The organism is Collinsella intestinalis DSM 13280, assembly GCF_000156175.1.
GTDB classification, from domain to species: Bacteria; Actinomycetota; Coriobacteriia; order Coriobacteriales; family Coriobacteriaceae; genus Collinsella; species Collinsella intestinalis.
The window spans coordinates 1,172,318-1,189,666 of the sequence record NZ_GG692710.1 but is presented as its reverse complement, the minus strand read 5'-3'; the positions used below and the strand labels follow the sequence as shown (position 1 = coordinate 1,189,666).

The following is a 17,349-nucleotide window of genomic DNA, read 5'->3' as shown; positions in this document are numbered from 1 at the left end:
ACGGGGAGCGTGGGGGTGGGGCGCTCGACGGTGGAGCCGGCCAGAGCGCTGCCATCGGCTGGCACGCTGCCGTTGGCCGGAACGCTGCCGTCGGCCGACGCGGCGGTATCCTCATCGCGCATCGCGTCTTTAGTATTAGTGAGTGCGGCCGAGCAGATCTCTTGCCAATTGCCCTGGGCGCAGGCGAGCGCCGCGTAGTCGGGGCGCAGGACGTGCGCGGCGTGCGTTCGCGTGGCCTCGCGCGGAAGGCGCTTGAACAGCGGGTCGCCGGAGAGATCGAGCTGGATGCTCGCGCGGTTGCCACGCAGGGTGAGGGAGATGCGCGCGTCGGGGTCGTCCGTGTCGACGTTGGGGCGACGGCCCTCGACCTCGAGCATGCGGTCGCATAGCGCGTCCTTTACACGGAGTGCGGCAAAGTGGGAATTGCGCAGTTCATCATTGGTGCCGCGCGCGGTCACGGCGATGGTGGCGCCTGCGCGCAGGATGCGTTCCCAGGCAATGGAGCGAGTTGCTTCGTACAAGTCTTCGGCGTCGGTGCAGGCGAAGCGGCCGAGCACCACAAAGATGCGGCTGGCAAGGCGGGACCACAGGCATGCGCGCTCGGCGTCGGTGGGGGAGCCGGCAAACGCCACGCGGCCCTTGAGCTGGCGGACTTGGCGCAGTCCCATGCCACGGAGCTCGTCTGCGAGTGCAGCCTCGAAGCCCTCGGGGCAGCTCGCGTAAAACTCGTGCAGGGGTGTGTCGTGCGTGGTGAGAGACGTGTTCGCCATGGGTCTCCTAGCGTCGGCGCAATGTGAATGTATTGACCTTAGCATTATGGCAGCTTCGGGCGTGCCTGGTGGCTTTGGGTGAGCTGAACCTACGACCTCCGGGTTATGAGCCCGGCGATGCAGTCTGCGCGTCGAGTGGCTTGCGTGATGGAATTGTGGAGAGGCGCCGCCGGCCTTGCAGATACATGGGTGCCTGCGTAATATAACTCCTTGCGCACACGGTGCGTCCAGACATTGCGGGGTGGAGCAGTCTGGTAGCTCGCCGGGCTCATAACCCGGAGGTCGTAGGTTCAAATCCTGCCCCCGCGACCAAGAACTTGCAGCTCGGGAGCCGAAAGGCTCCCGAGCTTTTTTGCATGGGTACTGGCTGGCGCTTTCGGGCGTTGAGGGTCATGGCCGTTCAAATCCCCTGATTCCATGTTTACAAGCGGGTTCAAGGTTTAGCCGCTTTCCCGCGAGGCATTCGCCCGGATATGCGCTTGCTTCGCCAATAGACTAGAATACAGATAATTAGTCTATGTTCTAGTCTATGGAGGCGCGATGATTAGGCCGCTGTCGGAGATGCCGTCGTTTATCCGCTCGCTTCTGGCAGATGTGGAAACAGAAGTCGTGGAGTACAAAGAGGCGAAGCGTAACTACGATTTCGAGAAGCTCGGCAAGTATTTCTCCGCGCTCAGTAATGAGGCGAACCTTCGAAACGCAGAATGTGGATGGCTCCTATTTGGAATAACCAATAAAAGAGAGATATGCGGTACTTCCTATCGCAAGGAGGATCGTCAGCCTAGCATTGGTCTTCGAAGCCTTAAGCACGAAATGGCGGATTGTCTCAACAACGGTTTGACTTTCGAAGAAATCTACGAGCTCGATATGGAGGGGAAACGCGTGGTTGCGTTTCAGATACCGCCGTGCGAGTTCGCCTCTCCGACAACGTGGCGAGGAGTTCCGTGGTCGCGGGAGAATGAATCCCTCAGGGAGATGCCCCGCTTCAAGTTGGAGGCGATTTGGGGCCAATCGCGCCCCGATTGGTCAAAGCAGGTTTCCTTTGAGGCGAATATCGGCGACCTCGATCCGGATGCGGTCAGGTTTGCCTGCGATCGGTATATCGAGAAATACGCTGCGAGTCAGCCGGCTATAAAGTCGCTCAGCGAAAAGGAAATGCTTAGCAAGATGAGCTTCCTCGTCCATGGGCATGTCACGAATGCGGCGCTCGTGCTCCTTGGCCGTCCTGAGTCGTCCGTCTTTCTTGGTGGGGCAGCACCGCGGATTACCTGGACGCTTTATGCCTCCGATGGGCGCGTGGAAACATATGAACACTTTGACCCGCCATTCATCCTTCAGGTGGATAAAGTGTTGGCGAAGATTCGCAACGAGCGCTACCGCTATTTCGACAGTCAGGTCACGCTGTTTCCCACCCTCGGCAACAAGTACGATCCAGAGGTTATTCGTGAGTTGCTGCACAATGCTGTTGCCCATCAGGACTACAGGAATTCAGGCAAAATAAACGTCTTGGAATACGAAGACCGGCTTGTGTTCAAAAACGAGGGTTCCTTCATCCCGGGGACCATCGAGAAAGCGATTGAGCCCGGTTACAAACCGCCGTACTATCGGAACCGCTTGCTCGCGGACGCGATGGTCGACACGGAGATGATCGACCAGAACGCCATAGGCATCAGGAACGTTTATGAGATTCAGCGCGGCAGGATGTTGCCTCTGCCGACCTACGACCTTTCGGAGCCGAATCGCGTTGCGGTCACAATATATGGCAGGATTCTCGATGAGGCGTATACGCGGCTACTGGCCTCAGAAGCCGAGATGGACCTCGAGACGGTGTTCATGCTCGACCTCGTTCAGAAGGGAATCCCAATTGCGCGTGAGCAGGCTAGGGCGCTCCGCAGCAGGGGCCTTGTCGAAGGCCGCTATCCGAAGCTCACGCTGTCTTCGAAGGTTGCGGGGATAATCGGCACGCATGAAGAGTATGTCAGGCAAAAGGGCCTTGATACGAGCATCTGCAAGGAGCTCATAGTCAAGCTTCTACGCACGCGCCCATGTACCCGAGCGGAAATCGTCTCTGCAATCTCGCACGCGCTGCCTGAGGATATGGACGAGGGGCAGAGGAGGAAGCACGTAAGCTATCTGCTCCAAGAGCTTCGCAAAGAGCACCGAGTTCAACCCGACGGCGCACGGGGAAACGCGCGGTGGGCCCCTGTCGACTAGACTAGAATATAGACTAATAGTTTGCATATCTAGTCTGGTAAACGGAGAACTGCTTTGCGCGGGTGCCAACGCCTCTGCCGTAGGTGCGCAAAGCTTTCGATTCCATATTCAGGCGAGCGGGCTCAAGGCGGTGCTTTCTCTAGCGTGCAATATTGCTTGGGGCGCGTGGGCGATACATCGCTTTGCGAAAGCGACAATGTCGCGACAGGAAAACGACGCTGTTGCATTGATGGTTCCGATGGTGGATCGCCGGGCTCATGCCGGAGTCGTTGGTTCAAATCCTGTCCGCTATCAAGAACTTGCAGCTCGGGAGCCGGAGGGCTCCCGAGCTTCTTGTATGTTTGCTGCGTGGGTGCTGTTTGGATGTTACGGGCGGGAAAGGCCATTTCAAGCGATGCGTTCAGCAAGATTGCTGCCAACTGGCTGCGGCTGATATTTAGTCGTCAGATACGACTAAATTTAGAAATCAAGGCCATTCCAGTCTAATCTAGCGACTGGAAATAAAGATATTGGCACGTCTAAAGGACTAAATGCCATGAAAGGCACAGCTTTAGTCCTATCGCCGTCTGACGATTGCCGCCGGCAGGCCTGTTCTCCCGAGTGAAAATGGAGAGGGTCGAGGGGCTCGCGGGGAATGTCGAAGGGGTGCGTTCGGTGCGGCCTGCGAATGCCTGAGCCCGCGGGTGCCCGAAAAACGTAAGTATAGTCGTAAGTATGAAAGTGAATAATGCATAAACATGGTGATACATCGTGATACATGATGAAGTTAAAAGGCCTTGTAATCTGCTGTTATGATACTTATATATAGTGTTACGCGTGCATATAATAAGGCTCAAAGTGTATCCCGGAGGTCGTAGGTTCAAATCCTGCCCCCGCGACCAAGAACTTGCAGCTCGTCGGCTATGTCGGCGAGCTTTTTTGTTGCTTTCCGACTGTGAGCCGACTATTTTCCGACTTTATCTTGGGCATGCCCGTCACGGGCGCCGCGGCGATCGGCGTTGGCATGAAGCGCAGGGATCGCCGCAAGCGGTCTGTTGTTGCGGGTGTCGATTGGGTGCGCCCTGAGATTGCCCTGAGATTGACTATGGCTTTCTTCCGTTTGAAAGACGGAGAAGGCGGGTTTTCATAGGCAATTCCGCACCAACCATAGGCAATCCCACATCGACCATAGTCAATCCCGCACCAACCACGGGCAATCTCGCATCGGGTGCGGTAGTTTGCCGCAGCCGTTCAAACCCACCATCCAGGAGGGAGGACCGTCTGCGTCCTCCCTCTTTTGCGCTACAGTAATTGCGGCAGTAAACGCACATTTGTTGTTTTCGCTTTGCGAAAGAGGGGGAGATTCATGGAATCCCAGGCTTACCCGATGCTGTTCAGCCCCATCAAGGTCGGCACACAGGAGGTCAAGAACCGCGTGTTCATGCCGCCCGTGTCCACCAACCTTGCCGATCACGGTTATGTGACCGACGCGCTCGTCGACCATTACACGGCGCGCGCCAAGGGCGGCGTGGGCCTCATCATTACCGAGGTCGTGACCGTCGAGCCCACCTATACCTACCTGCCCGGCGACATGTGCTGTTATGACGACACCTTCATCCCCGGCTGGGAGAAGCTCGCCGCCGCCGTGCACCAGTACGGTGCCAAGATCATGCCGCAGCTGTTCCACCCCGCTTACATGGCGTTCAACATGCCCGGCACGCCGCGCCTCATCGCCCCGTCCTTTGTGGGCCCGTCCTACGCCCGCGAGGCGCCGCGCCCCATCACCATCGACGAGATCCACGAGCTCACCCGCCAGTTTGGCGATGCGGCCGTGCGCATGCAGAAGGCCGGCGTCGATGGCGTCGAGGTCCACGCGGCGCACGCCCACGGCATGCTCGGCGGCTTCCTCTCGCCCCAGTACAACAAGCGCACCGACGAGTACGGCGGCAGCCTGGACGCGCGCATGCGCTTCCTGCTGGAGGTCATCGCCGAGATCCGCGAGCGCTGCGGCAAGGACTTCATCATTGACGTGCGCATCTCCGGTGATGAGTACACGGACGGCGGCCTCACCCTCAACGACATGATCTACGTGTCCCGTCGCCTGGAAAAGGCCGGCGTCGACATGATCCACGTCTCCGGCGGCACCACCATCAAGCGCGGCTCCGCGATTCCCGCCGCAGGCACCAAGCAGGCCAGCCATGCCGACCTTTCGCGCGAGATCAAGAAGCACGTGACCATCCCCGTTGCCACCGTGGGCCGTATCAACGAGGCTTGGATCGCCGAGGAGCTCATCGAGGACGGTGCCGCCGACATTTGCATGATGGGCCGCGCCAACCTGTGCGACGCCGAGTTCTGCAACAAGGCCGCTGCGGGCCGCGCCGAGGAGGTCCGCCCCTGCATCGGCTGCCTGCGCTGCCTGAACGGCATCATGTTCGGCAAGCCCATTTCCTGCACGGTCAACCCGGACGTCGAGCACGACGAGGCGGGCTTCGAGCCGGCCGCCGAGAAGAAGGACGTGCTGGTCGTTGGTGCCGGTCCCGCCGGCATGGAGGCCGCCTACATCGCCGCCCGCCGCGGCCACCACGTGGTGCTCGTGGATAAGCAGGACCAGCCCGGCGGCCAGCTGCGCATTGCGTCGGTTCCGCCTGCGAAGCAGGAGCTCACGCGCGTGATCAAGTACCAGTTCAGCCGTCTGGCCGAGGCCGGCGTGGACGTGCGCATGGGCGTGGAGCTCACGGCCGAGGATATCCAGCGCGACTTCGCGGGCTACGAGGTGGTTCTGGCTTATGGCGCCGAGCCCATCGTCCCCGGCTTTATGACGGGCTTTAAGCAGGTCATGACCGCCGACGACCTGCTGGCCGGCCGCGCGTTCCCGGGCAAGAAGATCGTCATCGTAGGCGGCGGCTCCGTGGGTTGCGAGACGGCCGACTACCTGGCCCCGCTCGTCAACGACCTTGCGCCGTCCAACCGCGACGTCACGCTCATCGAGATGACACGCACGCTCGCCGCCAACGAGGTCGGTGCCGGTCGCGCGGTGCTCGTGACCCGCATCCTGGACAAGGGCGTGCACGTGCTCACCGAGGCCAAGCTCACGGGTGTGACCGAGGACACCATCTCCTACGAGAAGGATGGCGAGGAGCACGTGATCGAGGGCGCCGACACCCTGGTGATCGCGTTGGGCTACCGTCCCAACACCGCACTCGCCGACGCATTGACCGGGGCGGGCTTTGCCTGTCACGTGCTGGGTGATTCAAAGCAGTGCGGCAACCTGCGCGACGCCATCGAGGCCGGTTACAAGGCGGCTTGCGAGCTGTAAGGGTCATCCGTTTCGCTCGGGACACTGGCTGCGCCTGCGGCGAGACCGCTTGATTTTGGTCCAGTCGGGTTCAGACCCCATTGATATCGCTCCTTCGTTGGGTGTTCTAGTTGCGCCAGAATCACAAATCGCGGTGAGCGGCAAAACCGCAGCGTCATCTACCTGCGGTTTTGTGATTCTGGTGTAACGTTTTTAGTTGCCTCTTAGTTGCCTTCTAGTTATCATCTAGTTATCAAATTGTCTGAACGGGGGTCGATGTGGGCGAAGCGGATGATATGGAACTTATCTACTCGCTTATTGGTTATCCAAACGAGACTGAGTGGATTGAATTCAAGGAGGGCAACAGCGACCCCGAGAGAATCGGCCGGGATATTTCCGCGCTGGCGAACGTCGCGGCGTATCTGGGCCGTCCGCGCGCCTATAAGATCTGGGGTGTTGAGGATGACACCCATGCGCTCGTCGGCACACAGTTCGACCCTTACCATGCAAAGGGAAAGGGCAATCAGGATCTGCAAATTTGGCTTCGCCTCTTTCTGTCGCTGCACGCCAGTTACGAGTTTCGCTGCATAGAGCGCAATGGCCTGAGGTTTGTCGTTCTTGAGATCGATGCCGCAGTGGGTCAGCCCGTCTGTTTTGACAAGGCCCCGTTTATCCGCGAGGGAAGCAGCACGGTCCGACTGCAGCCCGGGTCGGCAAAAGAAGCTCGCTTGTGGGAGCGCCTGCAGGCGGGGGATTTTGAGTTAAAGATTGCGGAGCGAGACGTTGAGCTCGACGAGCTGCCGTCGAAATTGGACATCGATGCGTATTTCGGCCTGCTCGGTCTTCGCAGGCCGACGGCCCTTGAGGACGCCCTGCCGTTTCTCGAGGAGCAGGATCTCATTCGCAAGCAAGATAATGGTCGATATTCCATTTTGAATCTTGGCGCACTGCTGGTTGCAAAGTCGCTCAGTTCGTTTGCCGGGCTTAGGAAGCGGCCGATTCGCGTTGTCTCCTATGCGGGGAAGGACGTGCTCGACAAAACGAGTGATGTCACGTTTGATGTGGGATACGCCCTCGCGCTTGAGCAGGCAAACCGCCACCTACTCACGCTGTTGCCGCAAAGTGAGCGGATCGACGGAGCTTACAGACGCTTGCGAGCGGAGTATCCAGAACGCGCGGTTCGAGAGCTTTTGTCCAACATGGTTATTCACCAGGATCTTTCGGATACACATTCCTCCCCGGTGGCAAGTGTGTTTAACGGCAGGATTGTGTTTTCAAACCCCGGTGAGTCCCTTGTTCCAAAAGAGCGCATGCTCAACGCACAGCCAAAGAGCAGGAACTCGGCGCTCGCGGGCTTGCTGCGCCAGATGCACCTGTGTGAGGAGCAGGGCAGTGGCTGGGATATCGTGGTTGCGTCGTGTGAGGCATTCCATATGGCCGCCCCCAAGGTGGAGAGCGACGAGGGCCTTGGGACGAACGTGACGTTGTATTCCGGCGACTCCTATTCGCGCATGAAGAAAGCTGAGCGCAGGGAGGCCGTGTATTGGCACGCGTGCCTCATGTATGCGCGCGATGATTCGATGGGCAATCAATCGCTTCGCGAGCGGTTTGGGTTGAGCGATTCGCGCAAGGATACCGTTGCGATCTCGCGTCTGATCAAGGAATGCTGCGACGAAGGACTCATCAAGGACGAAGACGAGGATGCCGGAGATAAATACCGGCGCTATATCCCGTATTGGGCGTAGGGCGGCATGGCTTATCCGCCCATGACGCCCGGCGGGCGCGAGACTACTTCGATATCGCGTGACGCCATCGAGGCCGGTTACAAGGCGGCTTGCGAGCTGTAAGGGCGGCGACATATCTGCGACGTGACGGACCCGGGGGCATTGAGCCTCCGGGTCTTTTCGGTGAGCGGTGTTATTACAGATCCCTTACATTGTGTCCGTATGTTTACAATCCCCTCGGATAAGCCAATGGGACTGAAATCTCCGCAGGTAGATATGAATGCGATGCGAGTAAATCGGTTTTTATTTTCACCCCATTGCGGTTGCCGGCGAAAGCGTTCGTCGATTTGGCGACCAAATTTGTGGCATAAAAATATATATAGAGTATTATCACATTTATAAGCCAACCTTCTGTCGGATGGCTATGCGAAGCGAATCAATTGTCGGCTGCTGTTGATATGGGGGATCGAATGTTGTGTGAGCGGAATCGCATGACGGCGGAGCGCTGAGACACGCTGGCACCCCATCTCAAGCGAGGTGGGGTGCTTTTTATGGGTTTGGGGTTGTGTTGATTGGCTGGGGCGCGGCGCTGGTCCGGTGCCTTATGCGGCTCCGTTGCCCTCGCCGTGGTGATAAGGGCGCACCACAGGATCCACGGCTGCGCAGCCGCGCGCTTGGAGCTCCTGTATGGCCGCGGGGGAGAGGCGGCCGGGTTTGCTGTCCGCATGGGGATGTGCGCTCGCGTGACCGTTCGCTTCGACGATGGCGCCCACATTCTCGCCCGCTCCCACGCTCACGCGCGCCATGCCGCCATCAATGCGGACACGAACTTGGCGCAGGCCGAGGCCGTGCAGGTAGTCCTCGCACATACGGACCGCGTGCAGCTTCTCGGCGGTGAGCGCCTCGCCGCAGGGGATGCGGGTCGCCAGGCAGGCGCCGGCGGGGAGGTCCCACACGTCGAATCCCCAGGCGCGCAGGAGAGCACGCTCCTCGTCTTTGCACCAGCCGGTTTCCATAAGGGGCGACCTCACGTCGAGCTCGCGCACGGCACGGGTGCCGGGGCGATAGTCTCCGGCGTCATCGGCGTTGCTTCCCTCGAGCACGACGCGCACCCCGAGCTCGCACGCGGCGTCCACGATGCGCCGGAATCCCAGGCGCTTGCAGTGGTAGCAACGGTCTGCCGGGTTGGCGGCAACATCAGGGTCCGCAAGCGGGTCTGTCTCGATGGCGACTACATGAGCCCCCGCGCGCTCGAACCTCTCCCGTTCGCGTTCGAAAGACTCGCGCTCCGGAGTGCCTACGAAGGGCGTGTCCAGGTGAATAAGGTGCACATCGGCCGGCGGCAACGCGCGGATGCTGACTGCCGCGAGGAAGGTGCTGTCCACACCGCCCGAGAACCCTATGGCGACACTTCCGAATGACCGGAGCAGCTCGATGAGCCCTTGCATTTTCGCGTTATTGGAAATTGGTATCGTCATGTCAAACCTTGTGTTCATAGGAGTGGCCGCACCCATCGACCCAGTACAATAATTTCAAAGGGTTGCGTTGGCGTTCCGGCAGCTCGATGAGCACAGCATCGACACGTTTGCGGTGTCCTCGGTGAACGAATCAAGGAGAGAAGGATGAAAACCATTCAGGCGATACTTTTCGATATGGACGGCACGCTCGTCGATTCCGAGCGCGTGGGCCAGAAGGCGTGGGCCGCGACGGCGGGTGAGATGGGCATCGAGATCCCGGACGACCTGGTGCGAGCGTTCATCGGCCGCCCGTCCCAGTCATGCCGCGCGATGTTGGCCGAGTATCTGGGTGGCGACGCCGATTTGGCGAATCGCGTGTTCGATTTGCACATTGAGCTGTTCCTGAAGTTTGTTGAGACCGATCTCGAGCTCAAGCCGGGTGCCATCGAGGTTCTCGAGGCCCTTAAGGCCGCAGGGCTCCCGCTCGCCATTGCCACCTCTACCGCCCGCGTGCGCGCGTTGCCGCGCCTGGAGCGCTTTGACATGTTGAAGTACTTCGATTCCATAACGTGCGGCGACGAAATCGAGAACGGAAAGCCGGCCCCGGACATCTTCGTCGAGTCTGCCAGGCGTCTCGGTTGCGATCCCGCGCTTTGCGCCGTTATCGAGGATTCGCACAACGGAGTGCGTTCGGGTCACGCCTCGGGCGCCCGCGTGTTCATGATTCCCGATATCGTGGCGCCCACGCCCGAAATCGAGGAGATGTGCACTGCGGTCCTGCCGACCCTGCACGAATTGCCCGCCGCGATCGCCGCTGTGAACGATTCACCGGCGCCTCGCCGCGCATAGCCCCCGTTTGGAGTCTGGTTTTAAGTTCTGCCGCAGTTTTGGGTGCCTTGGGGAGCAGGGTGCTTCCGATCGCCGGAAAACCCGCGGGTAATGAGGTTGGCGATTTCTCGCCTACTTCGGGATCGCGCAAAAACTGCGGCAGAACTTGATTGCGGCGCCAGCAGAACTGCATCACGCGATGGCGATCGGGATGTTCATCCCCTCGGTACGCCCCGGCGTTTCAAGGCCGAGCGGTGACCGACATCCCTGGTAATTGACAAAAAGGAAAAAAAGGAAAAAATAGGAAAAAAAGGAAAGGCGCTTTGTGAAGTGGGGCCCGAGTGCGTGCGCGCTCGGGCCCCAGTGCTCTCTCCCAGTCTATGCGGGGCTGCACATGCCGCGCATTCCGTCCGCGGGATGTGCCCGCGTGACGCGTATCACCACAGCGATACGCCTTTTGAACGGCTCGAGGCAGCATTTATGATGGGTCAAACTGAGCGTGTTACAGGTACCCGCTGATGTCGATGTCGGGGTCGGCGAAGTCGTCAGAGCGGTTCATGCCGGTGCTCGCCCGCGCGAGGAGGAAGGGCCGCACGAGCTCCTGATGGTTCTCGGGCTCGTCCTCGGGTCCCTCCTCGATCTGAGCGATGAGCTGGCGCACGCCGCGCCGCCCGATCTCGTATCCGATGGGGGCGACGGTCGTGAGCGGGACGGGCCCGGTCCACGCCAGGGGGTTGCCGTCGCACCCGGCGACGCGGATGTCGCCCGGGACGCGCAGGCCCGCTGCCCGGACGCCGGAGATGACGCCGGTCGCAAGGGTGTCCGTGAGGGCGATGATGAAGTCCGGGCGCGTGTCCTCGGGACGCTCGGCCAGTTGCCGCCCGAGGTCGAGACCGTCGTGGGCGGAGTTCCAGGCGCCCTCTTCCACCACCTCGAACGCGCAGTCGGACTCGGTCGTGAATGCGTGCTTCATGCCTTTGACGCGCAGGACGAGGCGGTTCAGCGAGGGCTTGCCGATGATTGCGACGCGTCGGGCTCCGCTCTTGAAGGCGTGGCGCGCGAGGAGTTCGCCGAGGGCGAAGTTGTCCGCAGCGACGAAGTGACCCGGGACGTCACACTGGATATCGAGGAATGCGAGGGGGATGCGAGGCGGGTGCACGGGGGGCTGCCAGTCCGTGCTGGCGGGCGGCTGCATGAGGATGCCCGCCGTCTGCGTGCCAATAAAGTAATCGCGGTAGCGGTGCGCGACATCCTCGTCCGTCTGCGCGGTGGCGATAAGCAGGCCGTATCCGTGCTTGCGGGCCTCGGCGTTCGCACCGTTGGCGATTTGCAGCGAGACACCGTGATCGAGATTGGGAAGGATGAGCCCAAACAGGCGGTTTCTGCCGCCGGCGAGCATGCGCGCGCTTTGGTTGGGTGCGTAGCCGAGCCGGTCGGCCGCCTCGCGGATGCGTTTGAGCGTCTCGGGGCGCACCTTGTCGGGATGGTTGAACGCGTTGGAGACGCTTCCGAGCGCGACGCCCGCCTCACGGGCGACGTCGGTGATGGTGGCAGTGGTGTGACGAGGCATGGCCTGCTCCTGAAAGACGTGCGGCATCGCCCTAAATTGTATCGCTTCAATCCCGATATGTGTGGTCTTAAAAAATCAATACCACTGTCACGGAATCGCAACATAGCGGCTTTAAAATATGGCGCCGTTGTTCATCGATCGAAGGGATTCCTTATGTGCGGAATCGTTGGATACACCGGAGTCGACGCTGCGGCGGAGCTTCTCGTGGCAGGGCTCAAGCGTCTCGAGTACCGCGGATATGATTCCGCGGGCCTTGCCCTCGTGGAAGCGCCGTGTGCTGCCGGCGCCGCAGATGCCGCAGGCGCCGCCGACGCGCGGGACGGCCGTGCGGCGCTCGACATCATCCGCTGCGCGGGCAAGGTCGCCGGTCTTGAGGACGAGCTCGCAACGCCGGGCCGCTGCACGGTCGCACGGCTCGCGACGTGCGGGATCGGCCATACGCGCTGGGCGACCCACGGGCGCCCCACGGTGGAGAACGCCCATCCCCACGTGAGCTGCGACGGGCGCATCGCGGTGGTCCACAACGGCATCATCGAGAATTTCGCCGAGCTCCGCGCATCGTTGGAGGAGCGCGGGCACGTGTTCAAGAGCGAGACGGATACCGAGGTGTTCGCGCATCTCATCGAGGAGGCCTATCAGGGGGCGCCGAATAGCGCCGGCGGCCCTGCGAAGACTGCGGGCGATCTCATGGCCGCAGTTCGCGAGGCCTGCACGCACGTGGTGGGCGCGTACGGGCTGGCGGCGGTGTGCGCCGATGAGCCGGGTGTGATCGCCGTCGCGCGCAAGGACAGCCCGATCGTCGTTGGCCGCGGGGAGCGGGGAAGCTACGTCGCATCGGATGTCATTACGCTCATCGACGCCACGCGCGACGTTGTGGTGCTGGAGGACGGCCAGTTCGCCCGTCTTTCGCCGGAGGGCATCACCTACACCGATGCGCAAGGCCGCGCCATCGAGCCCGCGGTCACGCACGTCGATTGGGATGTCGATACGGCCGAGAAGGGCGGCTACCCGGATTTCATGATGAAGGAGATCTGCGAGCAGCCCCGCGTGGTCCGCGACACGCTGGTGGGGCGTCTGGCTTCCTCGGGCGAGCTCGACATCGATGAGCTCGGCCTCACGCCTGAGGAGCTCAGCCTGGTCGACCGCGTGTACGTGATCGCATGTGGAACGAGCTACCATGCCGGCCTCATCGCGAAGAACCTCATCGAGGGCTGGGCCCGCATCCCGTGCGCGGTCGAGGCGGCGAGCGAGTTCAGATACCGCAACCCCATCATCACGCCGAGCACGCTGGTGGTTGCCGTGTCGCAGTCTGGGGAGACGGCGGACACCCTGGCGGCGATTCGCGACGCCCGCATCAAGGGAGCCAAGGTCTTCGGCATCACCAACGTGGTCGGTTCCCCCGTGGCGCGCGAGAGCGATGGCGTCATTTACACCAAGGCGAACAAAGAGATCGCGGTCGCCTCGACCAAGAGCTTCACGGGGCAGGTGGTGAGTTTGACGCTGCTCGCCCTGCTGCTTGCCCAGACGAAGGGAAAGCTCACAACGGGGCAGATCCGCATGCTCTTTCGCGAGCTCGGCGATACGGCCGAGCAGATCCAGCACATTCTGGATACGCAGCGGGCAGCGGTTCACGAGGCCGCCCTGGCGTGCAGGGAGGCGCGCTCGGCACTCTTCGTGGGACGCGGTATGGGCTCGGCCATTTCCTGCGAGGGGGCGCTCAAGCTCAAGGAAGTCAGCTACCTGCATGCGGAGGCGTACGCCGCGGGCGAGATGAAACACGGGCCGATCGCCCTCATTGAACGGGGCTTCCCGGTCATCGCCGTGGCGACCAAGAGCCCCACGTACGATAAGACCGTGAGCAATCTCAAGGAATGCGAGGCGCGCGGGGCTTGCATCATCGCGGTGGCGACAGAGGGCGACGAGGAGATCACGCGCGTGGCCGATCACGTCATATATGTGCCGCCGGTGCGCGACGCCCTGAGCCCCATCACCGCGACGGTGCCGTTGCAGTTGCTCGCGCGCGAGGTCGCCGTTCTGCGCGGTTGCGATGTCGATCAGCCGCGCAACCTCGCCAAGAGCGTGACCGTCGAGTAGCTGCGATTCGGCCTCAACCCGATGCGGGCGTCGACCCGATGCCCGCATCAACCCGATGCCCGCATCAACCCGATGCCGACCACTTTCGAATCGAGGCGCTACATCAGGGTCCACCATGCGTCGCAGAGGGCACGATAGCGCGACGCATACTGGCTTCCCCGTTGCCAGATGAGACAGAAGTCATGCTCGATCGCAAAATCGTCGGGCGTGATGTCCGCGAGTTCTCCCCGAGCGAGCTCCTCCTCCACGGCGACTCGATATAGGAACGTGATGCCCGCGCCGCCGCGTACGCACGCCTTGATGGTGGGGATGCTCTCGATCTCGACGATCCCCGCGAAGTCCGTGACGGCGAGGTCGCGCGCGGCCAGGTGCTTCTCGAGAATCTCGCGCGTGCCGGACCCCGCTTCGCGCAGGATGAGGCGCTCGCCGAGGAGGTCGCGCACGGACGCCGCCGCACGTCCGGCCTCGTCTGTCCGTGTTCGCCGGTCAAAGGCGCACCGCTTCGCCTCCTTTGGCGATGCCACGGCGATATAGCGCTCGCGCGAAAGCGTCTCGAAGTCGAATCGCTGACGATCAAAAAATCCTTCTACCAGGGCGAAGTCGATCGTTCCCTCCTCGAGCGAGCGCACCAGTTCGCGCGTGTTGCCCGTCAGGAGCGCGACTTCCGCCTGCGGGTGCGTCGAGAGGTGCGCCGCCATGAGCCTGGGTGCGGTGTAGTCGGCGATGGTCCTGGTGCATCCGAGCCTGAGCGGTGCCTCGCGGGTGTTCGAGGGCTCGGCGGCGAGGGCGCCAGCCTCGATGGCAAGCCGCGCCTCATCGTTTTCCATGGTGAGGAGCCGCTGGTAGAGCAGGTCCGCGGCAGCGGTCGGTTCGATGCCGCGACCCGTTTTGACGAACAACGTGCAACCGTAATGGGTTTCTATCTGGCGAATGTGCTGAGATGCGGCGGGTTGCGTGATGAGCAGGTTCTCCGCGGCGCGCGTGAAGCTGCGCTGGCGGTAGACCTCTAAAAAGGTGTGCGTGCGATAATCGAGCATCCGTGGTCCCAACGCGCGATACGGCAGTGATAGGAGATGCAACAGTAATAAAAAATACTGATGCAAGCATAACCAATACGATGGAAATCATTATAGCCAAAGGTCGTACCATGATTTTGGCAATCATCGCACGCGGCGCAGGGACGGACCGCGCCCCGATCCGAACGGGATGGGCCGTGCCTTGGGCGAGCGCGGCCGCGCCTCGGAGTGGGCGCGGCCAAGGCCCCGTCGCGAGCGTAGATAAGAAGAAAGGTTGGATGCATGGAGCTCTTCAAGAATTTCAAGGACCTGTGGCGTGGCGTCGCGCTCGCATTGGTCATCTCGGTGCCGGCATGGCTGCTCGGTAAGCAGTTCGAGGTCATCGGCGGGCCGGTCTTCGCCATCCTCATCGGCATGGCGCTCGGCCTGGTGCTTCGCCACCGCGCCGACGTGGTGGAGGCGACCTCGGCGGGCATCAAGTACACGTCGAAGAAGATCCTGCAGTACGCGGTGATCCTGCTGGGCTTCGGCCTCAACTTGGGCGAAATCGCCAAGGTGGGCGCTAGCTCCCTGCCCATCATCATCTCGACCATCACCACGTCGCTGGTCATCTCGTTCGTGCTGTGCCGCGCGCTGCACATCCCCAAGAAGATCTCGACGCTCGTGGGTGTGGGCTCCTCGATCTGCGGCGGCTCCGCAATTGCCGCCACTGCGCCGGTCATCGATGCGGACGACGAGGAGATCGCCCAGGCCATCAGCGTCATCTTCCTCTTCAACATCATTGCTGCGCTGATTTTCCCCTCGCTCGGCGCCATGCTCGGCATGAGCAATGAGGGCTTTGGCCTGTTCGCCGGCACGGCTGTGAACGACACGTCGTCCGTTACCGCCGCCGCAGCTGCCTGGGACGGCATGCACCCGGGCTCCAATGCGCTGGATCATGCCACCATCGTCAAGCTCACCCGCACGCTTGCGATCATCCCCATCACGCTGTTCCTCGCGTTTTGGCAGGTCCGTCAGGCCAAGCGCGCCGCCGAGGCGGGCGAGGGCGCCGGCGCTGCCGCAGGCACGTTTGACATCAAGAAGATCTTCCCGTTCTTCATCCTGTTCTTTGTGTTGGCGAGCGTCATCACCACCGTGTTCGCGCTTCCCGTGGCGGTGACTGCGCCCATCAAGACGCTGTCGAAGTTCTTCATCGTGATGGCGATGGCCGCGATCGGCTTCAACACCGACGTCGTCAAGCTGGTGAAGACGGGCGGCAAGCCGATCTTCATGGGCTTGTGCTGCTGGATTGGCATTGCCTGTGTGAGCCTCGGCATGCAAAGCGTTCTCGGGATTTGGTAACAAGGACGCCGCTGCCGACCCAATTGGGGGCTCAGGTGGGGCGGGCTCAATTGGAGCCGGCGCCAATCGCGCAGAGCGCTCTCGGTTCAATTGGAGACAGGCACTGATTGAGACAATTTGCGCCGGTCCAGCTGCGGGGCAGTTGCGAGTTGAGGCGCTTGACGCCGAACGTGTCGTCCTGTTTGGTTGAGAAATGGTCGGGATTTGCCGCGCTGCTACAGCCTGGCATTTCCCGACCATTTTTTCATGTTAAAACGGGCTAAAACGGTCGTGATTTGTCGGTCTGCGACAGGGTGGCAAATCTCGACCATAAAGGGGATTATTCAGGAAAGGCGCGCCGTCATGCATGCCGCTGCTCGAACAAACTAACCGTCTACCAACTTCTGCTCGAAAAATAGGTATAAGGCGGGAAAGATGGAACTATCGGTTATGCATGCGCCCGGACAAAGGGCTCCGGGTGCCCGACAGATAGGAGCCAATCATGGGAATGAAGGCTGATCAGGAGATCTCCCTGGATTTCGAAGGGCTTTTGTCCTACCTCCGCTCAAAGACGCGCGTGTTCATGGATGTCGATGGGCATGAGTACTACGTCACCCACACGGACGGGTACTGGCGTGTGCAGGACTGCGAGCGGCTGAACGAAAAGGGTCGTTTCGTCGACTGCTCCGAACTCGTTACCACCCTTCCCGAGCTGGTCGAGCTGCCCTGGCTCGATGGCAAGAGCGTGCACGACCTCACCGATGAGGCCACCTTCTTCGAGTCCATCCAGGAAGGCTGGGTGTATCCCGGCACCGAGCCCGTTGAGGCCGAGGAGCCCGTTGAGGAGCTCGTCGAGGAGGAGCCTGCGGAGGAGTAACCGCACGTCACGCGAATAATTCATCGCACCTGCAGGGGTCGCCGCCGGCGGCCCCTTTTTTCTGTTGGGTTTCCTTCCGTTGGACTTCCTTCTGGTGGGTTTCTTTCTGGTGGGCTTCCTCCCGTTGGGCCTCCCAGGATGGTCGGGATTTGCTGCTCTGCTACAGCCTGGCGTTTCGCGACCATTTCTCCCGCCCCCGCCGCCC

12 protein-coding genes and 1 tRNA gene are annotated in these 17,349 nt (G+C 61.3%); 9 read left to right on the top strand and 4 right to left on the bottom strand.

Annotation, left to right across the window (positions count from 1 at the left end; all coding sequences use genetic code 11):
• Nucleotides 1-770, bottom strand: a 770-nt coding sequence (locus COLINT_RS08325; RefSeq protein ID WP_006723420.1) for a THUMP domain-containing class I SAM-dependent RNA methyltransferase, incomplete at its 3' end; no start/stop codon positions are given.
• Between the two features lie 235 nt (nt 771-1,005).
• Between COLINT_RS08325 and COLINT_RS05420 the strand changes: the two genes are divergently transcribed.
• From COLINT_RS05420 to COLINT_RS05405, 5 genes are all read left to right on the top strand, one after another.
• Nucleotides 1,006-1,082 (top strand) — tRNA-Met (locus COLINT_RS05420).
• A 228-nt stretch (nt 1,083-1,310) separates the two neighbouring features.
• Complete coding sequence (locus COLINT_RS05415) at nt 1,311-2,984, top strand: RNA-binding domain-containing protein (RefSeq protein WP_006723419.1); 1,674 nt, start codon at nt 1,311-1,313, stop codon at nt 2,982-2,984.
• 886 nt (nt 2,985-3,870) lie between these two features.
• Nucleotides 3,871-4,113 (top strand): hypothetical protein, encoded by a 243-nt coding sequence (locus COLINT_RS08730; RefSeq protein ID WP_006723417.1) that lies wholly within the window; start codon nt 3,871-3,873, stop codon nt 4,111-4,113.
• Between the two features lie 216 nt (nt 4,114-4,329).
• Entirely contained in the window at nt 4,330-6,279 is a 1,950-nt protein-coding gene (locus COLINT_RS05410; protein WP_006723416.1) for an NAD(P)/FAD-dependent oxidoreductase, read from the top strand.
• A gap of 257 nt (nt 6,280-6,536) precedes the next feature.
• Complete coding sequence (locus COLINT_RS05405; RefSeq protein WP_050750541.1) at nt 6,537-8,003, top strand: ATP-binding protein; 1,467 nt, start codon at nt 6,537-6,539, stop codon at nt 8,001-8,003.
• 581 nt (nt 8,004-8,584) lie between these two features.
• On the opposite strand, the gene larE is transcribed toward COLINT_RS05405, so the two are convergent.
• The gene (gene larE, locus COLINT_RS05400; protein WP_233418349.1) at nt 8,585-9,430 is read right to left on the bottom strand and encodes an ATP-dependent sacrificial sulfur transferase LarE; all 846 of its coding nucleotides are present in this window, start codon (nt 9,428-9,430) and stop codon (nt 8,585-8,587) included.
• Between the two features lie 174 nt (nt 9,431-9,604).
• On the opposite strand from larE, the gene COLINT_RS05395 reads away from it, so the two are divergent.
• Entirely contained in the window at nt 9,605-10,288 is a 684-nt protein-coding gene (locus COLINT_RS05395) for an HAD family hydrolase (RefSeq protein WP_006723411.1), read from the top strand.
• A gap of 481 nt (nt 10,289-10,769) precedes the next feature.
• Here the strand turns inward: COLINT_RS05395 and COLINT_RS05390 are convergent, their stop codons facing one another.
• Nucleotides 10,770-11,864: a LacI family DNA-binding transcriptional regulator gene (locus tag COLINT_RS05390; RefSeq protein WP_006723409.1), complete on the bottom strand. Its 1,095-nt coding sequence runs from the start codon at nt 11,862-11,864 to the stop codon at nt 10,770-10,772.
• A 126-nt stretch (nt 11,865-11,990) separates the two neighbouring features.
• Between COLINT_RS05390 and glmS the strand changes: the two genes are divergently transcribed.
• Nucleotides 11,991-13,931 carry a glutamine--fructose-6-phosphate transaminase (isomerizing) gene (gene glmS / locus COLINT_RS05385; protein ID WP_006723408.1) on the top strand — a complete coding sequence of 647 codons (1,941 nt, stop codon included), beginning with the start codon at nt 11,991-11,993 and terminating at the stop codon, nt 13,929-13,931.
• A gap of 98 nt (nt 13,932-14,029) precedes the next feature.
• Here glmS and COLINT_RS05380 read toward each other — a convergent pair whose 3' ends face one another.
• Nucleotides 14,030-14,968 carry a LysR family transcriptional regulator gene (locus COLINT_RS05380; RefSeq protein ID WP_006723407.1) on the bottom strand — a complete coding sequence of 313 codons (939 nt, stop codon included), beginning with the start codon at nt 14,966-14,968 and terminating at the stop codon, nt 14,030-14,032.
• 261 nt (nt 14,969-15,229) lie between these two features.
• On the opposite strand from COLINT_RS05380, the gene COLINT_RS05375 reads away from it, so the two are divergent.
• Both COLINT_RS05375 and COLINT_RS05370 read left to right on the top strand, forming a co-directional pair.
• Nucleotides 15,230-16,288: a YeiH family protein gene (locus tag COLINT_RS05375; protein ID WP_006723406.1), complete on the top strand. Its 1,059-nt coding sequence runs from the start codon at nt 15,230-15,232 to the stop codon at nt 16,286-16,288.
• Between the two features lie 481 nt (nt 16,289-16,769).
• Nucleotides 16,770-17,144: a hypothetical protein gene (locus COLINT_RS05370; RefSeq protein ID WP_006723404.1), complete on the top strand. Its 375-nt coding sequence runs from the start codon at nt 16,770-16,772 to the stop codon at nt 17,142-17,144.
• Nucleotides 17,145-17,349 lie beyond the last annotated feature (205 nt).